The following is an 18,991-nucleotide window of genomic DNA, read 5'->3' as shown; positions in this document are numbered from 1 at the left end:
ACCTTGTTCAGTGTTTGGCGAGCTTGCCGTCGCCAGCGGCCTTGCCCTTGGGGCCGTCCTGCTCGTGATTCGGTTCCTGCCCGGCGTCGCCCTGGATGGTGGCGATGCCTGCCAGTTTCAGCTGTGCGGCGCGCTGGCGCGGCTTGCGGCTGGCGGCCGGCGTTTTATGCAGCGCCTGCTCGGCCACTTCCAGCGCCAGCTTGGCGGCCGCCTGTTCGCCGGCGCGGCGGCTGCCGCCACGGCCGTAGACCTGGATGCCCAGCTTGGGCACCAGGCACTCGATTTCAAATTCCTGGCTGTGCGCGGCGCCGTGGGTGGCTACCACATTGTACAGCGGCAGCGAGATCTTCTTGGCTTGCAAGAATTCCTGCAGCAGGGTCTTGGCGTCCTTGCCCAGGGTTTGCGGGTCGACCGAGTCCAGGATGGGGATGTAGAAGGCGCGGATCACCCTGGCGGCCGCGTCGAAGCTGGTGTCCAGGAAAATGGCGCCCAGCAGCGCTTCCAGCGTGTCGGCCAGGATGGACGGACGGCGGAAGCCGCCCGATTTCAGTTCGCCCTCGCCCAGGCGCAGGAAGTTCGACAGTTCCAGCTTTTGCGCGATCTCGTACAGCGACTGCTGCTTGACCAGGTTGGCGCGCAGGCGCGACAGGTCACCTTCGTCGATGCCGCTGTAGCGTTCGTACAGGATGGAGGCGACCACGCAGTTCAGGATGGAGTCGCCCAGGAATTCCAGGCGTTCGTTATGCAAACTGCTATGGCTACGGTGCGTCAAGGCTTGCTGCAACAGGCCAGCATCCTGGAACGTATAGCCTAAGCGGGTTTGCAACAACTGTAAATTCATGTGCTCTCTTATTTATCTTCAGGCTTGGCCGCAGCGGCGCCCGATTTCGACGTGCTGCCGGCGTATTCCAGCAGCAAGCTGGCCGGCCCGACCAGAGGGATTTTCTTGTCGTAGGCAAAGCTCACTTCCAGGCCGCCGTCTTCGCGCGTGATCACCAGGTCGCGCGCCGTGATGGAGCTGATGTAGCCCACTTCGGCGCTCTTGCTGAACGAAGCCTGGATGTCCTGCGGCGTGCCGCCCGCGCTCTTGGCTTTCACGATGGCGGCCGAAATGGCGCGGTACTCCGAATACGTGGGCACGATCTGCATGGCCAGCAGGCCGATGGCGGCCAGCACGGCGATGGTGAACATCAGGCCGATCAGGGAAATTCCGCGTTGCTTCTGCAATCCTTGCATGTCCATCCCTCGTGTTTTCCGATTCTTTTATTGGATACTGCCGATGCGCTTGACCGGGTTGCTCAGGTTCATCCAGACGAAGAAGGCCTTGCCGACGATGTTCTTGTCCGGCACGAAGCCCCAGTAGCGGCTGTCCAGGCTGTTGTCGCGGTTGTCGCCCATCATGAAATAGTTGCCCGCAGGAACTACGCAGGTAAAGCCTTCCGAACGGTAGCTGCACGCTTCGCTGTTCGGGAAGTCCATCACCTGCGACACGTTCACCGAGGGCGCGCCCTCGGTGGCGATGATGCGGTGCTCGACGCCGTTCAGGTTTTCCTTGGCCTGCTTGGAGTACTGCAGGCTGTCCTCGTTCAGGTAATCGTCCAGCGGCGCGTACTCGATGGCCTTGCCGTTCACCGTCAACTTCTTGTTTTCATAGGTGATTTTATCACCCGGCACGCCGATCACCCGTTTGATGTAGTCCTGGCTCATGTCGCGCGGATACTTGAACACCATCACGTCGCCGCGCTGGGGATTGTTCAGCTCGATGATTTTCTTGTTGATGATGGGCAGGCGCACGCCATAGGTGAACTTGTTCACCAGGATCAGGTCGCCCACCAGCAGCGTCGGCACCATGGACGAGGACGGGATCTTGAACGGCTCGTACAGGAAGGAGCGCAGGAAGAACACCAGGGCGATCACCGGGAAGAAGCTGCCCGAGTATTCGATCCAGGTGGGCTGGCGCAGCTGGGCCGCTTCGATCTCGGCGCGGTTGGACGCGTTGTCGATCTTGATGCCGTCGGCGGTCAGCTTGGCCGCGCGGGCGTCGTACTCGGCCAGCGCGCGGTCGGCGGCGGCGCGGCGCTGCTTGGCCAGGTAGAACACGTCCAGAAACCAGATTACGCCCGTCACCACCATCAGGATGAACAGGATCAAGGCGAAGTTGCTCAGCACAGCTTGCAGGTTCATTTATCGTCCACTTGTAAGATTGCCAGGAATGCTTCTTGTGGAATTTCCACCGAGCCCACCTGTTTCATGCGTTTTTTACCGGCTTTCTGCTTCTCCAGCAGTTTCTTTTGCGGCTGACGTCGCCGCCGTAGCACTTGGCCAGCACGTTCTTGCGCAGCGCCTTCACGTTTTCACGCGAAATGACGTTCACGCCGATGGCGGCCTGAATGGCCACGTCGAACATCTGGCGCGGGATCAGCTCGCGCATCTTGGCTGCCACCTGGCGGCCGCGGTAGGCACTGTTGGACCGGTGGACGATGATGGCCAGCGCGTCGACCTTCTCGCCGTTGATCAGCATGTCCACTTTCACCACGTCGGACGGGCGGTATTCCTTGAACTCGTAGTCCATCGAGGCATAGCCGCGCGAGGTCGATTTCAGCTTGTCGAAGAAGTCCAGCACGATCTCGCCCATCGGCATCTCGTACACCAGCTTGACCTGGCGGCCGTGGTAGCTCATGTCCATCTGCACGCCGCGCTTGCCGATGCACAGCGTGATCACGGAACCGACGTACTCTTGCGGCATGTACAGGTTGACCGTGACGATGGGCTCGCGGATTTCGTTGATCTTGGTGGTTTCCGGCATGCGCGACGGGTTGTCCACCTTGACCACGCTGTTATCGCGCATCACCACTTCGTACACCACGGTCGGCGCGGTGGTGATCAGGTCCTGGTCGAACTCGCGCTCCAGGCGCTCCTGCACGATTTCCATGTGCAGCAGGCCCAGGAAGCCGCAGCGGAAGCCGAAGCCCAGCGCCTGCGACACTTCCGGCTCGTACATCAGCGCGGCGTCGTTCAGCTTGAGCTTTTCCAGCGCGTCGCGCAGCGCGTCGTACTGGTTCGCTTCCACCGGGAACAGGCCGGCGAACACCTGCGGCTGCACTTCCTTGAAGCCGGGCAGCGGCGCCGGCGCCGGCTTGTTGGCCAGGGTGATGGTGTCGCCCACCTTGGCCGCCTTCAGTTCCTTGATGCCGGCGATGATGAAGCCCACCTGCCCTGCCGACAGCTGCGGCAGCGACAGCGAACGCGGCGCGAACACGCCCACGTCTTCCACCAGCTGCACGGACTCGGTGGCCATCAGCTTGATCTTGTCCTTCGGTTTCAGGGTGCCGTTCACCACGCGCACCAGCATCACCACGCCCACGTAGGCGTCGTACCACGAGTCCACGATCAGCGCCTGCAGCGGCGCGTCCGGGTCGCCCTTCGGCGGCGGTACCTTGGCGATGATGGCTTCCAGCACGTCGTCCACGCCCAGGCCGGTCTTGGCCGAGCAGTGCACGGCGTCGCCGGCTTCGATGCCGATCACGTCCTCGATCTCGGCGATGGCGCTCGGTGGATCGGCGTTCGGCAGGTCGATCTTGTTCAGCACGGGCACCACTTCCACGCCCAGGTCGAGCGCGGTGTAGCAGTTGGCCACGGTCTGGGCTTCCACGCCCTGGGACGCGTCGACCACCAGCAGCGCGCCTTCGCAGGCCGACAGGGAGCGGCTCACTTCATAGGAGAAGTCCACGTGGCCGGGGGTGTCGATCAGGTTCAGGTTGTAGACCTGGCCGTCGCGGGCCTTGTACTGCAGGGCGGCGGTTTGCGCCTTGATGGTGATGCCGCGCTCGCGCTCCAGATCCATCGAATCGAGCACTTGCGCCTCCATCTCGCGCTCGGACAGGCCGCCGCACAATTGAATGATGCGGTCGGCCAGGGTCGATTTACCGTGGTCGATGTGGGCGATGATGGAGAAATTGCGTATGTTGTTCATTAAACAAATCTAAAAACGTGTAGGGACGTGGCGAGAAGCGCTCCAAGCGGGACGGAATGCCCTGGCGAGCGTTTTTGTTACTATCACTGCAAGGAAACAAGAGCTTTCCGAACCCGGCATTTTACCGGATTTCAGAGGGGAAAGCCCGGTTTTATGCCAAAGCCGTTTTCACGGCGTTTTCGTCGAGGAAGTAGTGGCACAGTTCCGGCTGGTCCAGATCGGCGTACAGGACCGGCACCAGCTCGTCGAAACGGGCCACCAGGGCCTCGTCGGCATCGACGTCGATGACCTCGACGGTGAACGGGCGTTCGGGCGTTTGCAGGGCGTTCAGGGCGTCCAGCATGTCCTGGCACAGGTGGCAGTAGGAGCGGGAGTACAGGGTGAAGTGCATGGGTCTCGGGCGGCGCCGGCGGGCTACGCCTGCGGCTAACCCGCCCTACGGGACCACCGCGCGGTGGCCGTAGGGCGGGTTAGCGCAGCGTAACCCGCCGCACGCGGCTTATTTCGCGGTGGGGCGCAGCGAGATGAACTGCGCCACGTCGCCGCGGCGCACCAGCACCACGTGCGCGCGCTTGGGATCGAGCTTGGCCACCACGGCGTTGAATTGCTTGGCGTCCTTGATCTCCACATTGTTAATCTGCAGCAGCACGTCGCCTTCGCGCAGGCCGGCATTGGCGGCCGCGCCTTCGGTGGCTTCCACCATCACGCCGCCCTCCACGCTCAGCTCCTTCTTCTGGGCGGCAGTCAGGTCTGCCACCTTGAAGCCCAGCGCGTTGGCCGGTTCCTCGGCCTTTTTCTTCTTCTCGGCCGGGCTGGACTTGGCGGCGGTCTTGTCCGCTTCCAGTTCCACCACGGTGACCGGGATGTCCACCTGCTGGCCCTTGCGCCACACGGTGACGACGGCCTTGCTGCCCAGCGCCGTGCCGCCCACCATGCGCGGCAGGTCGGACGAGCGGTTGATCGGGGTGCCGTTGAACTTCAGGATGATGTCGCCGGCCTTGATGCCGCCCTTGTCGGCCGGGCCGCCCGGCTCCACCATCGTCACTTCGGCGCCCTGCGCCTCCTTCAGGCCCAGCGATTCGGCCACTTCCTTGCTCAACTGGCCGATCTGCACGCCGATGCGGCCGCGCGTGACCTTGCCGGTTTTCTTCAGCTGGTCCGCCACGCGCATGGCTTCGTCGATCGGCACGGCGAAGGAAATGCCGTTGTAGCCGCCGGACAGGGTGGCGATCTGGGAATTGATGCCGATCACCTCGCCGCGCATATTGATCAGCGGGCCGCCGGAGTTGCCCGGGTTGACCGCCACGTCGCTCTGGATCAGCGCCAGGTATTCGCCGGTGTCGCGCGATTTGGCCGAGATGATGCCGGCGGTGACGGTGTTTTCCAGGTTGAACGGCGAGCCGATGGCCACCACCCACTCGCCCACGCGGATCTTGCTGGAGTCGCCTATGGTCAGGTAGGGCAGCTTGCTGCCTTCGATTTTCAGCACGGCCACGTCGGTGCGGGCGTCCGCGCCCAGCACCTTGGCCTTGAATTCGCGCCGGTCGGTGAGCGTGACGTAGACTTCGTCGGCGCCGTCCACCACGTGGGCGTTGGTCAGCACGTAGCCGTCGGCCGAGGTGATGAAGCCGGAGCCGACGCCGCGCTGCACTTCCTCTTCCTGCTGCGGGGCGCCGCGCCGGCCGCGCGGGGTCTGGCCGGGCTGGCGCGGGGTCGGAATGGCGCCGCCAAAGAAGCGGCGCAGGAATTCCTGCATTTCCTCTTCGCCGGGCTGGCCGCCGCGGTTCTGGTTCAGCTTCAGGCGCTCGGTGGTGCGGATGTTGACCACGGCCGGGCCAACCTTCTCCACCATGTCGGCAAAGTCGGGCAAGCCGGCCACCGTCGGGGCCGCGGCCTGCGCCAGCGGCGCCAGGCCCGCCATGGCGGGAGCGAACAGGATACCCGCGCTCAGCATCAGCGCGGTCAGCGTTTTGTTACCTGCAGAGAAGGTATTTTTCATGGATGTGGGTGCGTCTTGTAGGGTTCGGCGAATATTCAGTAAATAGTAAGCGAAAACGGCCGTTGCCGCTCGCACAAGATATTGCGAGTGGCAAGGTTTTTCAAGAGGGGGCTGGCAGGATGGCTGACTGGCTGGCCGGCGGGCGGGCTCAGCCGGCAGTGTCGGGGACCGGGGCGCCCGCCGCTGCCGCCGGCTGCGCCGATGCCGGGCTGGCGGTCGAGGAAGCCGGGCTCGCCGGCACGCTGGCCGGGCTGGCCGGAACGGCCGTCCCATGCGCCGCGGCGTGCACTGCCTGGGAAGCACCGGGCACGCCGGCGAAGCCTGCCGGGGCGGCGGCTGGCGCGGCGGCTACGGCAGCGGCCTGAGCCGGGGCCGCCCGGCCCGATCCGGGCGCCACTTCCACGTCCAGCCGCGCCGCCAGGCGGGCGCTGAAGCCTTCGCCCAGCTCGGCGCCGCTGGCGTCGCTGCGCAGCACGTCGCCGATCAGGTGATAGGCGCGCCAGGCCGCCTGCCCCTCCGGCTCGGTGAGCGCGGCCACCGCCAGCCCGGCCTCGTGGTCGGACAGCTCGCCGTCCACCATGGCGGAAATATGTTCGTGCAGTCGTTTCAGCGTATCCATCGGCGTTCCCATTTCAAGCAGCGTCCTACCAGCGTTTGTCCAGCGGCATGTCCAGCAAAGGCTTGAGCTTTTCGGCGATCACGTCGCGCGCGCGGAAGATGCGGCTGCGCACGGTGCCGATCGGACAGGCCATGATGTCGGCGATTTCCTCGTAGCTCAGCCCCTCGATCTCGCGCAGCACGATGGCCGTGCGCAAGTCCAGCGGCAGCGCGTCCATGGCGGCGTTCACGGTGCGCGCAATCTGCTGGCTGGCCAGCACCGACTCGGGCGTGTTGATGTCGCGCAGCTGCTCGCCGCTATCGAACGCCTCGGCCTGCTCGGCATCGTTCTCGGTGGAGGTCGGCGTGCGGCGGCTCTGGCTGGCCAGGAAGTTCTTGGCGGTATTGATGCCGATGCGGTACAGCCAGGTATAAAAGGCCGAATCGCCCCGGAAATGCCGGATGGCGCGGTATGCCTTGATGAACGTTTCCTGGACCACATCTTCCGCCTCCGCCGGATCATGCACGATGCGCGATACCAGCCTCATCAGCCTACGCTGATACTTCACCACCAGCAAGTCGAATGCCTGCCGCTCGCCCGCCTGGACTCGCTCGACCAGCAACTGATCGCACTCGCGCTCTGTCATCGCACCTGTTCCCCGGTGTCCTGCGGCGCGTATCCCCATACTGCTTTGGAGCAAGCACGCCGCAATAAGTTCAAAGTTTTTTTGCCGCGCAGGCGCGGCACGCCAAGGCAAGCGGCCTGAAGCGGCCCGGTGCCACGCTGTCGGGCAGCACCGCCAGCACCGTGACCGCGCCGCCCTCGTGGCGCAGCCGCAGCAACAGCAGCCACGGCCAGCAGGTCGAGCCCGCCATCAGCTCCACCGTGGCCGGCGCGGCCTCGGCCGCCTGCACCGCCGCGCCCGCCGTGCGCAGCGCTGCATGCAGGTATACCGCCAGCCGCATTTGCCCAATACCGGAAATATCAAGCCGATGCGTTTTGGCGCGCCGCAGTGCGCAGCGCAAGGCCGTCGCACTTGCCGCAGCACAAGAAATAGCCAGGATGGGGGGCAGCCAGACCGCCACGGCCAGCGCGCACGCGGCAAAGCCGGCCAGCAGCACGCGCAGGCAAAAGGAAGGACGCACGACAGCACTCACGGCAATCGACATGACGCGTTAAACCTGGGGTGCTATGGGAGGGTGACTGCAGATGCGCCGGCCGTGGGGGCCGGGCGACAGGTGCCGGCGTGCGCCGGCACCGTCTCAGCGCTCACTCCGGTTCGACCGGAGTGAGGCTAAAAAGTTCAAACTTTTCCGAACACGAGGCTGCCGTTGGTGCCGCCGAATCCGAACGAGTTCTTCACCGCGTACTGGATCTTCATGTCGCGCGCCACGTTGGCGCAGAAGTCCAGGTCGCACGCTGGGTCCTGGTTGAAGATGTTGATGGTAGGCGGCACCACCTGGTGGTGGATGGCCAATACCGTAAACACCGCTTCCAGGCCGCCGGCGCCGCCCAGCAGGTGGCCGGTCATCGACTTGGTCGAGGACACCACCATCTGCTTGGCATGGTCGCCGAAGGTGCGCTTGATGCCGACCACTTCGGCCTGGTCGCCCAGCGGGGTCGACGTGCCGTGGGCATTGACGTACTGCACCTGATCCGGGTTGAGGCCGGAGTTCTTCAGGGCGGCAATCACTGCCTTGCTGCCGCCGCTGCCATCTTCCAGCGGCGACGTCATGTGGTAAGCATCGGCGGTCATGCCAAAGCCATGCACTTCTGCATAGATCTTGGCGCCGCGCGCTTTGGCGTGTTCGTACTCTTCCAGCACCATGACGCCGGCGCCCTCGCCCAGCACGAAACCGTCGCGGTCGCGGTCCCACGGCCGCGAAGCGGTCGCAGGGTCGTCATTGCGGGTGGACAGGGCGCGGGCCGAGGCGAAGCCGCCCATGCCCAGCGGCGACACGGTCGATTCCGCGCCACCGGCCACCATCACATCCGCATCGCCGTACTCGATCAGACGAGCGGCGGCGCCGATGCTGTGCAGGCCGGTGGTGCAGGCCGTGACGATCGCCAGGTTGGGACCGCGCATGCCATACTTGATCGACAGGTTGCCCGAGATCATGTTGATGATGGAAGCAGGCACGAAGAAAGGCGAGATACGGCGCGGACCGCGCTTGTCGTAGTCTTCCTTCTGCTCTTCGATCATCGGCAAGCCGCCGATGCCGGAACCGATGATGACGCCGATGCGATCGGCGTTCTCTTCGGTGACGACGATGCCGGAATCCTGCACCGCCTGAATGCCGGCCGCCATGCCAAAGTGGATAAACGTATCCATGTGGCGCGCTTCCTTACCGGGGATGTAATCCTCGATATTGAAGCCCTTTACCTCACCGGCGAAGTGGGTAGTGAATGGCTGCGCATCAAACTTGGTGATGTTAGCAATCCCGGACTTGCCTTCAGTGACTGCGCTCCACGCTTCGGCAATGCTATTGCCGACGGGGGACACGCAGCCGAGGCCGGTGACCACTACACGACGGTTTTTAGAACTCAAGCGATTCTCCTGGAGTCGATCGGGGCAGGCTTAGGCCTTGACGTGCGCAGTAGCGTAGTCGATCGCTTGCTGCACGGTGGTGATCTTTTCAGCTTGTTCGTCAGGAATTTCCATTTCGAACTCGTCTTCCAGAGCCATCACCAGTTCAACGGTGTCCAGGGAGTCAGCACCCAGGTCGTCCACGAAGGACGATTCGGTTTTGATGTCTGCTTCTGCGACGCCCAGTTGCTCAGCGACGATTTTCTTAACGCGTTGTTCGATATCCGACATGTTATGGCTCCAATGTGTTTGTTACGGAAAGCGCGCATTTTATCAGGTTTGCGCGCTGAAAAACTAATTTCGGCACCTGCTGCTATCTGTGCCGAAATCACTGCTAAAAGACAGTGAAAACGCGGCCAACTACCGCATTTTCGCCATCAATTCATATACATCCCGCCGTTCACGTGCAGGGTGGTGCCGGTGATGTAGGCGGCCTGCGGCGAAGCGAGGAAAGCGGTGGCTGCCGCGATGTCTTCCGGCTTGCCCAGGCGGGCCAGCGGGATCTGCGTCAGCAAGGCGGCGTGCTGCTCATCGCCCAGCGCCTTGGTCATATCGGTGTCGATAAAACCGGGGGCGATGCAGTTGACGGTGATGTTGCGGCTGCCGATCTCACGCGCCAGGGCGCGGCTCATGCCTTCCACGCCGGCCTTGGCCGCCGCATAATTCATTTGACCCGGGTTGCCGGACGATGCCACGACCGAGGTGATGTTAATAATACGCCCACTTTTGGCTTTCATCATCCCGCGCAGCACGGCGCGCGACAAACGGCCCACGGAACTGAGGTTGGTGGCGATGACGCTGTCCCATTCCTCGTCCTTCATGCGCATGGCCAGGTTGTCCTGGGTGATGCCGGCGTTGTTGACCAGGATGGCGACCGCGCCCCAGGTCTTGCTGATTTCGTCGATCACTTCGCCGCAGCGGGCGGCGTCGGTCACGTTCAGCACCAGGCCCTTGCCCGCTTCCGGGCCGATGTCGGCCAGGTAGGCCGAAATGGCGTCGGCGCCGGCTTCGGTGGTAGCGGTGCCGATCACGCGGGCGCCCTGCTTGGCCAGCTCGATGGCGATGGCTTTGCCGATGCCGCGCGAGGCGCCGGTCACCAGCGCAACTTGATTTGCCAGATTCATGTGATTCCTTGTTATTTGAAGGTAGCCAGGATGCGTTCCAGCGAAGCCTGGTCGGTGATGGCGTCGCCCACCAGCACCGGATCGATGCGCTTGGCCAGGCCCATCAGCACTTTGCCAGGGCCGCACTCGACCACCTGGGTGATGCCGTCGGCGGCCAATTTCTGCATGGTTTCCACCCAGCGCACCGGGCTCGCGGCCTGGCGCACCAGCGCGTCCTTGATGCTGGCCGGGTCGTTCAGCACGGCCACGTCCACGTTGTTGATCAGCGCGATCTGCGGCGCCGAGAACGTCAGGCCGGCCATGTAGTCGCGCAGGCAGTCCGAGGCGGGTTTCAGCAGCGAGGAGTGGAACGGCGCCGAGACCGGCAGCTTCATGGCGCGCTTGGCGCCCTTGGCCTTGGCGATCTCGCAGGCGCGCTCGACGGCGGCCGTGTGGCCGGCGATGACCACTTGCGCCGGCGCGTTGAAGTTGACCGGCTCCACCACTTGCGCGGCGTCGGCAGCGGCCGCTTCGGCGCAAGCGGCGCGCACGTCGTCGTCCGACAGGCCCAGCACCACGGCCATGGTGCCCTGCCCTACCGGCACGGCTTCCTGCATGGCTTGCGCGCGGAAGCGCACCAGCGGCACGGCATCCTTGAAGGAGATCACGCCTGCGGCCACCAGTGCGGAGTACTCGCCCAGGCTATGGCCGGCCACCACCGACGGCAGCGGGCCGCCGGCGGCGATCCACGCGCGGTACACGGCCACGGCGGCGGTCAGCATCACCGGCTGGGTGTTGGTGGTCAGGTCCAGCTCTTCCTTCGGGCCTTCGGCCATCAGCTTGCTCAGGTCGAACTGCAGCGCGTCCGATGCCTCGGCGATGGTTTGCGCCACCACCGGATTGCCGGCGAAGCCGTCCATCATGGCGATGGCTTGCGAGCCCTGGCCCGGGAATACAAATGCAAATTTGCTCATATTTGTCTCTTGATTATTAACCAGATGCCTATTCTGGGGGCAGACCCGGCGGGTCCGGCCCCGGATTTAGAACACTAATTCTAAAACGGGCTGTATTTTACATCCTCGCCAGGACCGCGCCCCAGGTAAATCCGCCGCCCACACCTTCCATCATGACGTTGTCGCCCTTCTTGATGCGGCCGTCGCGCACCGCCTGGTCCAGCGCCAGCGGGATCGAGGCCGCGGACGTGTTGCCGTGCTGGTCCACCGTGACGATCATTTTTTCCAGCGGCAGGCCCAGCTTCTTGGCGGTGCCGTTCATGATGCGGATGTTGGCCTGATGCGGCACCAGCCAGTCGATCTGCCCGGCCGTCATGCCGGCATGTTCCAGCGCTTCGTTGGCAACCTTCTCCAGCACGCTCACGGCCAGCTTGAACACCGCCGGGCCGTCCATGTACAGGTAGGAGCTGCCGGCCACCGCGCCGCCGGCCAGGCTGCCGGGCACGCTCAGGATGTCCGAATGGCGGCCGTCCGCATGCAGCTTGGTGGCCAGGATGCCGGGCTCGTCCGAACCGGTCATGACGATGGCGCCGGCGCCGTCGCCGAACAGCACGCAGGTGGTGCGGTCTTCGAAATTGAGGATGCGCGAGAACACTTCGGCGCCGATCACCAGCACGTTCTTGTGCACGCCGGCCTTGATGAAGGCGTCGGCGGTGGAGACGGCGTAGACGAAGCCGCTGCACACGGCCTGCACGTCGACGGCGGCGCCGTTGTTGGTCTGGCCCAGCTTGCGCTGCACGATGCAGGCCGTGCTGGGGAAGCTGCCGAAGAAGTCAGGGGTGGAGCTGGCCACGATGATCAGGTCGATATCGTCGATCTGCATGCCGGCCATCTCCAGCGCCTTGCGGGCCGCATGCACGGCCAGGTCGGACGATGCCTGCTCAGGCTCGGCGTAGTGGCGCGCGGAGATGCCGCTGCGGCTGGAAATCCATTCGTCGGACGTCTCTATCCCCTTGGCCGCCAGCTGGGCGGTCAAGTCCTCGTTGGTCACGCGTTTTTCAGGCAGGTAGCTGCCGGTGCCAATAATTTTGCTGTACAAAGTCATGCGTTTCCATCCACTTTCAGGTGACGGAGCTGGGCTGCTCCTGTGTAGTCTCCGTGCCGCGCGGCATCAGTTCGGCAATCATGGTCGACAAATGTGCCTGCACGTCATTTTTTGCAGCATCATACGCTCGCCGGATCGCCCATTCAAATGAATATGCGTCGGCGCTGCCGTGGCTCTTGAACACCAGGCCACGCAAACCCAGCAGGCTGGCGCCATTGTAGCGGGATGGGTTGAGGCGGCTCTTGATGGCCTTCAGGGCGCTGCTGGCAATCAGCGCGCCCAGCATGGTGAAGATGTTGCGCTTGAATTCGGAGGTCAGCACGTCCTTGAAGAAGCGCGCCACGCCTTCGACCGACTTCAGCGTGACGTTGCCGACGAAGCCGTCGCACACCACCACGTCGGTGGTGCCTTTGAAAATGTCGTTGCCTTCCACGTTGCCGTAGAAGTTGAGCGCGCCACGCTCGTGGTCGGCCTGCAGCAGCTTGCTGGTGAGCTTGACCACTTCATTGCCCTTGATGTCCTCGGTGCCCACGTTGAGCAGCCCGATGGTGGGCTTGGCGATGCCTTCCATGGCATTGACCAGCACGGAACCCATGATGGCAAACTGGTGCAAATGGTGCGGTTCGCAATCGACATTCGCGCCCAGGTCCAGCATATAGGTGGGGCCGCCCTTCTGGTTGGGCATGATGGAGCAGATGGCGGGGCGGTCGACGCCGGCCATGGTCTTGAGCACATAGCGCGACACGGCCATCAGGGCGCCGGTGTTGCCGGCCGAGACGGCGGCCTGGGCCTTGCCGTCCTTGACTTGTTCCACCGCCACGCGCATCGAGGAATCCTTCTTGCGGCGCAGCGCCACTTCGAGCGGATCGTCCATCATCACTTGTTCGGAAGCGTGCTGGATAGCGATACGCGGGTGCGCCTCGGCGTGGTGCTTCTTGAGCTCCGCGCGGATGGCGTCTTCCAGGCCTACCAGGATCAGCTCGGCTTCCGCCTCACGCTTCAAAAAGGAAATGGCGGCAGGAATGGTGACAGACAGGCCGTGGTCTCCGCCCATGCAGTCGATAGAAATTTTGATTGTCATTGTGGGACAAGTGCGCGCCTGAAACGCTTCAGGGCTGCAGAGATGCGGGTTTGACAGGCAGGCTAACTAGCCGCCAAGGAAAAGAAAAAAGCGGCGCCACGTCAGTAAAAACCACGTCGCACCGCTCTTATTCTTGGTAAAAACGTCGATTACTCGTCGTTTTTGGTCTTCAGCACTTTACGGCCACGGTAGAAACCGTTAGGGCTGATGTGGTGACGCAGGTGCGTTTCGCCGGTGGTTGGCTCGATGCCCAGTTGTGGGGCAACCAGGAAATCGTGCGAACGGTGCATACCGCGCTTGGATGGGGACTTCTTGTTCTGCTGAACTGCCATGATGACTCCTAATACATAAGTTCTAAAATTCTAACACATTCGACAGGCAAATACATGCGAATCGAGTATCCCAACGGCAAAATTTGCCGCCATCGATCACTGACCGATGTTCTGATGCCACTACCTACAACAATGCCAATACTCGCAATACTCGACTGCCTGCACGCGCTTTGACACGTTCTTTACTACTACATATTTGGTAAAACTGAGCTGTACTTATTTTTTGAGGTCTTTCAGACCTTCAAAGGGCGACTTCTTCTCGGACTGCAGCGAGTCGAGCAGCGCCGTACTCGGACATACGTCGTGTTTCGGCGTGTGCGGCAGGGCCAGCAACGCTTCATCTTCCACCAGGTACATCAGATCCATGTCGCGGGTGCCCACGATCACGTCCACCGTTTCATCGTCGACGATCTCTTCGATCTCGTCGGCCTGCTCGTCATCCTTGCCCAGCATGAGCAGCGTCGAGGACGCCATGTGGTGGGCATAGGGCTGCATGCAGCGCTGGCAAACCAGCTGCACGGTGCCATCCACAGACAGCCGCATCTGCGGGAAGCCGTGCCTGCTGACGCCGCCTTCCACCTTCCAGGTGATCGTGCCGGACGGGTCCGCGCATTCCTTGGCCAGGCGGGTCATGTCGGCGACCGGCGTCACGCCGTCGCGGCTTGCCTTAGTCCGACTGAAATCAAACGCGTCGATCACAAAAGCACTCATAACCTGTATTCCCCGGAAAACCTGCGATAATAGCAGGGTTTTCGCCGGCGCGTCAAAGTCCATGCACTTTTTTGTGCCGGCGTTGGTGCGCGGCAAGTGCCAAATGCACGGCGCACAGAGCATATAACAATTTCCAAGGCAGGGCCAGTAAACTACATGCTTACCGAACAGAATTCTTCCCAACCCCGCCTCATCCTTGCCTCCAGCTCCGCCTACCGCAAGGAACTGTTGTCCCGCTTGCAACTGCCGTTCGGCGTGGCGGTGCCGGACATCGACGAAAGCCCCCTGCCCGGCGAGACGCCCAGCGCCACCGCGCTGCGCCTGGCGCGCGAGAAGGCTGCCGCCGTGGCCGCCACGCATCCGGCCTGCCTGGTGATCGGCTCCGACCAGGTGGCCACGCTGGACGACGAGCAGATCGGCAAGCCCGGCAACCATGCCGCCGCGCTGGCGCAGCTGCAGAAAATGCGCGGCCGGGAAGTGGTCTTCCACACCGCGCTGTGCCTGTGGGATGGACGCAACGGCCAGGCTTATATAGAAGACATCCAGACCGTCGTAAAGTTCCGCGACCTGCCCGACCACGAGCTGGACGCCTACCTGCGCATCGAGCAGCCCTATGACTGCGCCGGCAGCGCCAAGAACGAGGCGCTGGGCATCGCCATCCTGGAGCGCATCGACAGCAGCGACCCGACCGCGCTGACCGGCCTGCCGCTGATCGCCCTGACCGGCATGCTGCGCGCGGCCGGCGTGTCCTTTTTTAACACCAAGTGATTCCCATGCCAGGCACCCTTTTCCTGATTCCCAACACCCTCGGCGAGACCGAGGCGCTGTCCCATGTCATCCCCGAGCACGTGCAGGCGACCACCGCCGCCCTCGGCTACTTCGTCGCGGAGAACGCCAAGACCGCGCGCGCCTTCCTGAAACTGGTGGGTGCGCAGCATCCGCTGTCGCGCCCGCTGCAAGAGATCAGGATCAGCGAGCTGAACGTGAACACGCCGCAGCAGGCGCTGCTGGGCCTGCTTGAACCGCTGCTGGCCGGGCAGGACGCGGGCCTGGTGTCCGAAGCGGGCGTGCCCGCCGTGGCCGATCCGGGCGCGGACCTGGTGCGCCTGGCGCATCAGCACGGCATCCCGGTACGGCCGCTGGTCGGGCCGTCGTCGATATTGCTGTCGGTAATGGCGAGCGGCCTGAACGGCCAGAGCTTCGCCTTCAACGGCTACCTGACTACAGACGCCGCGCTGCGCGCCAAGCGCATCAAGGAGCTGGAGAGCCGCTCGCGCAGCGAGAAGCAGACGCAGCTGTTCATCGAGACGCCCTACCGCAACGCCGCCATGCTCGAAGCGCTGGTGGCCGGCTGCAATGGCGGCACCCTGATCTGCGTGGCCACCGACATTAGCCTGCCGTCCGAAACCATCCGCACCATGACGGGCGCGCAGTGGAAGAGCCTGCTTACCGCAGGCAAGGCGCCGGACTTCCAAAAAGCCCACCGTCTTCCTCATCCTGGGCCAGTAAGGGCGCCATGGACCCCGCCATGGACCTCGCCGTTTCCATTCGAAGCTATGGCGACGTCCGCTCGACGGACAAGCATGAGTACGCGCAACTGGTGCTGCCGCTGCGGGGCGCGGTCATGCTGGACATCGAGGGCAAGGAAGCGCGCCTTGATCCGCTGCGCGCGGCGTTCGTCGAACCCGGCTCCTGGCATTCGCAGCTCGGCACGCCCGATAACCGTTCGCTGATCGTCGATATCGCCGCGCCGGCGCTGCCCGATCCGCTGCGCGGCCAGCTTGGCGAACGCCCTTTCCAGCCGCTCAACGCCGCCACCGGCAAGCTGGTTGAATTCATGGGCCTGATGCTGGACCAGCAAGCCGCGCCGCCCACGGCCGCCCTGCGCGCCTGGCTGGGCCTGCTGGTCGACTCGCTGACGCTGGCATCGCCACAGCCGCGCTCGCGCCTGGCCGTGATGATGGCCGCCGTCGCCACCGATCCCGGCCAGCCGTGGAGCACCGAACGCATGGCGGCCAAGGCCGGCCTCAGCGTGAGCCGCCTGCATGCGCTGTTCCGCGAGGAGCACGAGAGCACGCCCCACGGCTGGCTGCTGCGCACCCGCATTGAGAACGCCTGCACCCTGCTGGCGCGCAGCGGGCTGCCGATTGCCGACATCGCCTGCCGCGCCGGCTTCGCCGACCAGAGCGCCCTCACCCGCGCCATGCGCAACAGTCTCGGCCAGACGCCTGCCGCCTACCGCCGCTGGGCGCAGGAGAATATGCCTAAAACCTGAGAGTCCGCGACAAGAGATTTCCGCGCGCGCGGGGCATCATCGCCCCAACCGTGAAGGAAACCTGATGGACTCGAACCGACTGTTGGCGGGCGTGGCGTGCGGCGTGGCCGCCGGGGCGCTGTGGGGGCTGGTGTTTCTCGCGCCGGAACTGGCGCGCGGGCACACGCCGCTGCAACTGTCCGCCGGGCGCTACCTGGCTTACGGCGCCGCCGCCTGCGCGCTGATCGCCCCCTCGTGGCGGCGCCTGCGCGGCGCGCTCGGCTGGCGCGACTGGCGCGCGCTGCTCTGGCTCAGCATGCTGGGCAACATCCTCTACTACCTGCTGCTGGCCAGCGCCGTGCAGCTGGGCGGCGTCGTCATGACCTCGCTGGTGATCGGACTGCTGCCGGTGGCCGTCACCGTGATCGGCAGCCGCGAGCGCGGCGCCGTGCCGCTGGCGCGCCTCGCCCCGTCGCTGCTGCTCAGCGCCGCCGGCACCGCCTGCATCGCCTGGCAGGCGCTCGCCACCACCGCGCCGCCCCCGGCCGGGGGCTCAGGCGCCGCTTCGGCTGCCATCGGCCTGCTGTGCGCATTCGGCGCGCTCGTCTCCTGGATCGCCTACGCGGTCGCCAACAAGCGCAAGCTGGCCGCGCTGAGCCACATCAGCCCGCACGACTGGAGCCTGCTGACCGGCATCGCCACCGGCGCGCTGGCGCTGCTGCTGGCCGTGCCCGCCTTCCTGCTGCCGCATGCCAGCGCCAGCGGCGCCGCAGGGCCGAGCTGGCTGCGCTTCATCGCCCTCGTCACGGCCGTCGGCCTGCTGTGCTCCATCGTCGGCAACGCCCTGTGGAACCGCGCCAGCCGCCTGCTGCCGCTCACGCTGAGCGGCCAGCTGATCCTGTTCGAAACCCTGTTTGCCCTGCTCTACAGCTTCCTGTGGGAAGCACGCTGGCCCACCGGCCTGGAATGCGCCGCCGTCGCCCTGCTCTGCGCCAGCGTGCTCAGCTGCACCTCCGCCCACCAGCGCCGGGCATGATATATTCAGCAAGCTTGATTACTACTCAACCCTGCAAGGAGCCCGCATGGCCGACGCGCACCGGCTGCACCACGTCGACGCCCTGCGCGGCCTGGCCCTGCTGGGCATCCTGAGCGTCAACATCTGGGCCTTTGCCGATTCCCACTTCGCCTCGCCCAGCCCCAACCCGGCCTACACGTCCGCGCTGGACAACGCGGTGCGCTTCACGGCAGCGCTGCTGTTCGAAGGCAAGTTCTACCTGCTGTTCTCCTTCCTGTTCGGCTACAGCTTCACGCTGCAAATGGACGCCGCCGCGCGCGCCCGCGCCGATTTCCTGCCGCGCATGTTGCGCCGCCAGGCCGGCCTGATCGCGCTCGGCCTGCTGCACGGCGCGCTGCTGTTCTATGGCGACATCATGTCGCTATACGGCATGCTCGGCCTGGTGCTGCTGGCCTGCCGCCACTGGCCGCCGCAACGCGCCGCGAAGGTGGCGATATGGCTGCTCAGCACCGTCGGCCTGGCCTGGATGCTGCTCGGCCTGCTGCTGGCCGGCGCCACCGGCGAGCCGCCCGATCCCGGCGCCCTCGTCAAGCTGCAAGCCTTCCGCGGCAGCGCAGCCGCCACGCAGGCCTACCACCTGGGCCACCTGGCCGAGACACTGGGCATTATCCTGACGGTGCAGGCGCCCAGTGCCATGGCCCAGTTCTTCCTCGGCTATGCAGCCGGCCGCGTGCGCCTGTTCGAACAGCCCGGGCTCTATCGCGCAGCTGCACACCGCCTGCTGCGCCTCGGCGCGCCCATGGGCGTCGCGGGCGCCGCCTGCTACGCCACCGCGTCCACCTACGCCCCCGGCGGCTGGCTGGAAGTGGTGGCCTTCGGCTTCGGCCAGATGACGGCCCCGCTGCTATGCTTCTCCTACATCGCGGCCGCCCTGCTGCTATTCGGCCGGCCGGCAGGCAAGCGGGTGGAAAACGCGCTGGCCGCCACGGGCAGGATGGCGCTCAGCAACTACTTGCTGCAATCGCTGCTGCTCGGCCTGCTGTTCACCGGCTACGGCCTGCGCCTGATCGACCGGCTGCCGCCGCTGGCCATCATGGCCTGCGTGGCGCCCATCTACGCGCTGCAAATGCTGCTCAGCCGCTGGTGGCTGGCGCGCTACCGCTACGGACCCGGCGAGTGGCTGCTGCGCGCCGCCACGCTTGCCGCCCTCCCACTGCTGCGGCAACGTGACGAAAGATGAGTATTTACACCACGGCGGCTGGTATGCTTCAGCTCCTGCT

The 18,991-nt window shown here is 64.6% G+C and carries 20 protein-coding genes and 2 pseudogenes; 5 read left to right on the top strand and 17 right to left on the bottom strand.

Translation table 11 applies throughout. From position 1 onward, the window contains the following. Positions 1 to 7 precede the first annotated feature (7 nt). The 17 genes and pseudogenes from rnc to ACFJI2_RS06355 form a co-directional block, all read right to left on the bottom strand. The gene (rnc, locus tag ACFJI2_RS06435) at positions 8 to 841 is read right to left on the bottom strand and encodes a ribonuclease III (protein ID WP_377704262.1); all 834 of its coding nucleotides are present in this window, start codon (positions 839 to 841) and stop codon (positions 8 to 10) included. A gap of 8 nt (positions 842 to 849) precedes the next feature. Further along, entirely contained in the window at positions 850 to 1,236 is a 387-nt protein-coding gene (locus ACFJI2_RS06430) for a DUF4845 domain-containing protein (RefSeq protein WP_377704261.1), read from the bottom strand. A gap of 27 nt (positions 1,237 to 1,263) precedes the next feature. Then, positions 1,264 to 2,184 carry a signal peptidase I gene (lepB, locus tag ACFJI2_RS06425; RefSeq protein WP_377704260.1) on the bottom strand — a complete coding sequence of 307 codons (921 nt, stop codon included), beginning with the start codon at positions 2,182 to 2,184 and terminating at the stop codon, positions 1,264 to 1,266. Next, a pseudogene (lepA, locus tag ACFJI2_RS06420) lies at positions 2,181 to 3,973 on the bottom strand (translation elongation factor 4). Before lepA ends, lepB begins: the two are co-directional and overlap by 4 nt. Positions 3,974 to 4,124: 151 nt before the next feature. Then, a complete protein-coding gene (locus ACFJI2_RS06415) occupies positions 4,125 to 4,364 on the bottom strand; it encodes a glutaredoxin family protein (RefSeq protein WP_107875509.1) in 240 nt (79 codons plus the stop codon). A 108-nt stretch (positions 4,365 to 4,472) separates the two neighbouring features. Next, complete coding sequence (locus tag ACFJI2_RS06410) at positions 4,473 to 5,972, bottom strand: DegQ family serine endoprotease (RefSeq protein ID WP_377704259.1); 1,500 nt, start codon at positions 5,970 to 5,972, stop codon at positions 4,473 to 4,475. Positions 5,973 to 6,120: 148 nt separating this feature from the next. Further along, the gene (locus ACFJI2_RS06405) at positions 6,121 to 6,591 is read right to left on the bottom strand and encodes a sigma-E factor negative regulatory protein (protein WP_377704258.1); all 471 of its coding nucleotides are present in this window, start codon (positions 6,589 to 6,591) and stop codon (positions 6,121 to 6,123) included. A gap of 25 nt (positions 6,592 to 6,616) precedes the next feature. Next, positions 6,617 to 7,216: an RNA polymerase sigma factor RpoE gene (rpoE, locus tag ACFJI2_RS06400; protein ID WP_107875504.1), complete on the bottom strand. Its 600-nt coding sequence runs from the start codon at positions 7,214 to 7,216 to the stop codon at positions 6,617 to 6,619. Positions 7,217 to 7,286: 70 nt separating this feature from the next. Then, positions 7,287 to 7,739: a protein YgfX gene (locus tag ACFJI2_RS06395; protein ID WP_377704257.1), complete on the bottom strand. Its 453-nt coding sequence runs from the start codon at positions 7,737 to 7,739 to the stop codon at positions 7,287 to 7,289. 134 nt (positions 7,740 to 7,873) lie between these two features. Further along, positions 7,874 to 9,118 (bottom strand): beta-ketoacyl-ACP synthase II, encoded by a 1,245-nt coding sequence (gene fabF / locus ACFJI2_RS06390; protein WP_161074716.1) that lies wholly within the window; start codon positions 9,116 to 9,118, stop codon positions 7,874 to 7,876. Positions 9,119 to 9,148: 30 nt separating this feature from the next. After that, positions 9,149 to 9,388 (bottom strand): acyl carrier protein, encoded by a 240-nt coding sequence (acpP, locus tag ACFJI2_RS06385; protein ID WP_055936274.1) that lies wholly within the window; start codon positions 9,386 to 9,388, stop codon positions 9,149 to 9,151. A 146-nt stretch (positions 9,389 to 9,534) separates the two neighbouring features. Beyond that, positions 9,535 to 10,281 carry a 3-oxoacyl-ACP reductase FabG gene (gene fabG / locus ACFJI2_RS06380; protein WP_107875498.1) on the bottom strand — a complete coding sequence of 249 codons (747 nt, stop codon included), beginning with the start codon at positions 10,279 to 10,281 and terminating at the stop codon, positions 9,535 to 9,537. Between the two features lie 11 nt (positions 10,282 to 10,292). Then, positions 10,293 to 11,234, bottom strand: coding sequence for an ACP S-malonyltransferase (gene fabD / locus ACFJI2_RS06375; protein WP_377704256.1), 942 nt, complete (start codon positions 11,232 to 11,234; stop codon positions 10,293 to 10,295). Between the two features lie 97 nt (positions 11,235 to 11,331). Then, positions 11,332 to 12,318, bottom strand: a complete 987-nt coding sequence (locus ACFJI2_RS06370) for a beta-ketoacyl-ACP synthase III (protein ID WP_377704255.1) — start codon at positions 12,316 to 12,318, stop codon at positions 11,332 to 11,334. A 16-nt stretch (positions 12,319 to 12,334) separates the two neighbouring features. Next, entirely contained in the window at positions 12,335 to 13,399 is a 1,065-nt protein-coding gene (gene plsX / locus ACFJI2_RS06365; protein ID WP_377704254.1) for a phosphate acyltransferase PlsX, read from the bottom strand. A 149-nt stretch (positions 13,400 to 13,548) separates the two neighbouring features. Beyond that, on the bottom strand, positions 13,549 to 13,731 hold the full coding sequence (gene rpmF / locus ACFJI2_RS06360; protein ID WP_008449924.1) for a 50S ribosomal protein L32: 183 nt from the start codon (positions 13,729 to 13,731) through the stop codon (positions 13,549 to 13,551). A gap of 216 nt (positions 13,732 to 13,947) precedes the next feature. Further along, positions 13,948 to 14,505 (bottom strand): YceD family protein, encoded by a 558-nt coding sequence (locus ACFJI2_RS06355; RefSeq protein WP_377704253.1) that lies wholly within the window; start codon positions 14,503 to 14,505, stop codon positions 13,948 to 13,950. 93 nt (positions 14,506 to 14,598) lie between these two features. Here ACFJI2_RS06355 and ACFJI2_RS06350 point away from each other — a divergent pair, with 93 nt between their 5' ends. From ACFJI2_RS06350 to ACFJI2_RS06330, 5 genes and pseudogenes are all read left to right on the top strand, one after another. Continuing rightward, complete coding sequence (locus tag ACFJI2_RS06350; RefSeq protein ID WP_377704252.1) at positions 14,599 to 15,210, top strand: Maf-like protein; 612 nt, start codon at positions 14,599 to 14,601, stop codon at positions 15,208 to 15,210. A 5-nt stretch (positions 15,211 to 15,215) separates the two neighbouring features. After that, a pseudogene (locus tag ACFJI2_RS06345) lies at positions 15,216 to 15,951 on the top strand (SAM-dependent methyltransferase). A gap of 115 nt (positions 15,952 to 16,066) precedes the next feature. Continuing rightward, entirely contained in the window at positions 16,067 to 16,717 is a 651-nt protein-coding gene (locus tag ACFJI2_RS06340; RefSeq protein WP_377705801.1) for an AraC family transcriptional regulator, read from the top strand. Between the two features lie 64 nt (positions 16,718 to 16,781). After that, positions 16,782 to 17,732 (top strand): DMT family transporter, encoded by a 951-nt coding sequence (locus ACFJI2_RS06335; RefSeq protein WP_377704251.1) that lies wholly within the window; start codon positions 16,782 to 16,784, stop codon positions 17,730 to 17,732. A 46-nt stretch (positions 17,733 to 17,778) separates the two neighbouring features. Beyond that, complete coding sequence (locus ACFJI2_RS06330; protein ID WP_377704250.1) at positions 17,779 to 18,951, top strand: DUF418 domain-containing protein; 1,173 nt, start codon at positions 17,779 to 17,781, stop codon at positions 18,949 to 18,951. The last annotated feature ends 40 nt before the right edge of the window (positions 18,952 to 18,991 follow it).

The organism is Pseudoduganella sp. UC29_71, from assembly GCF_042693265.1.
Classification (GTDB): Bacteria; Pseudomonadota; Gammaproteobacteria; order Burkholderiales; family Burkholderiaceae_D; genus Rugamonas.
Note: the sequence above shows the minus strand (reverse complement) of the source record. Positions and strands in the feature narration are given on the sequence as shown.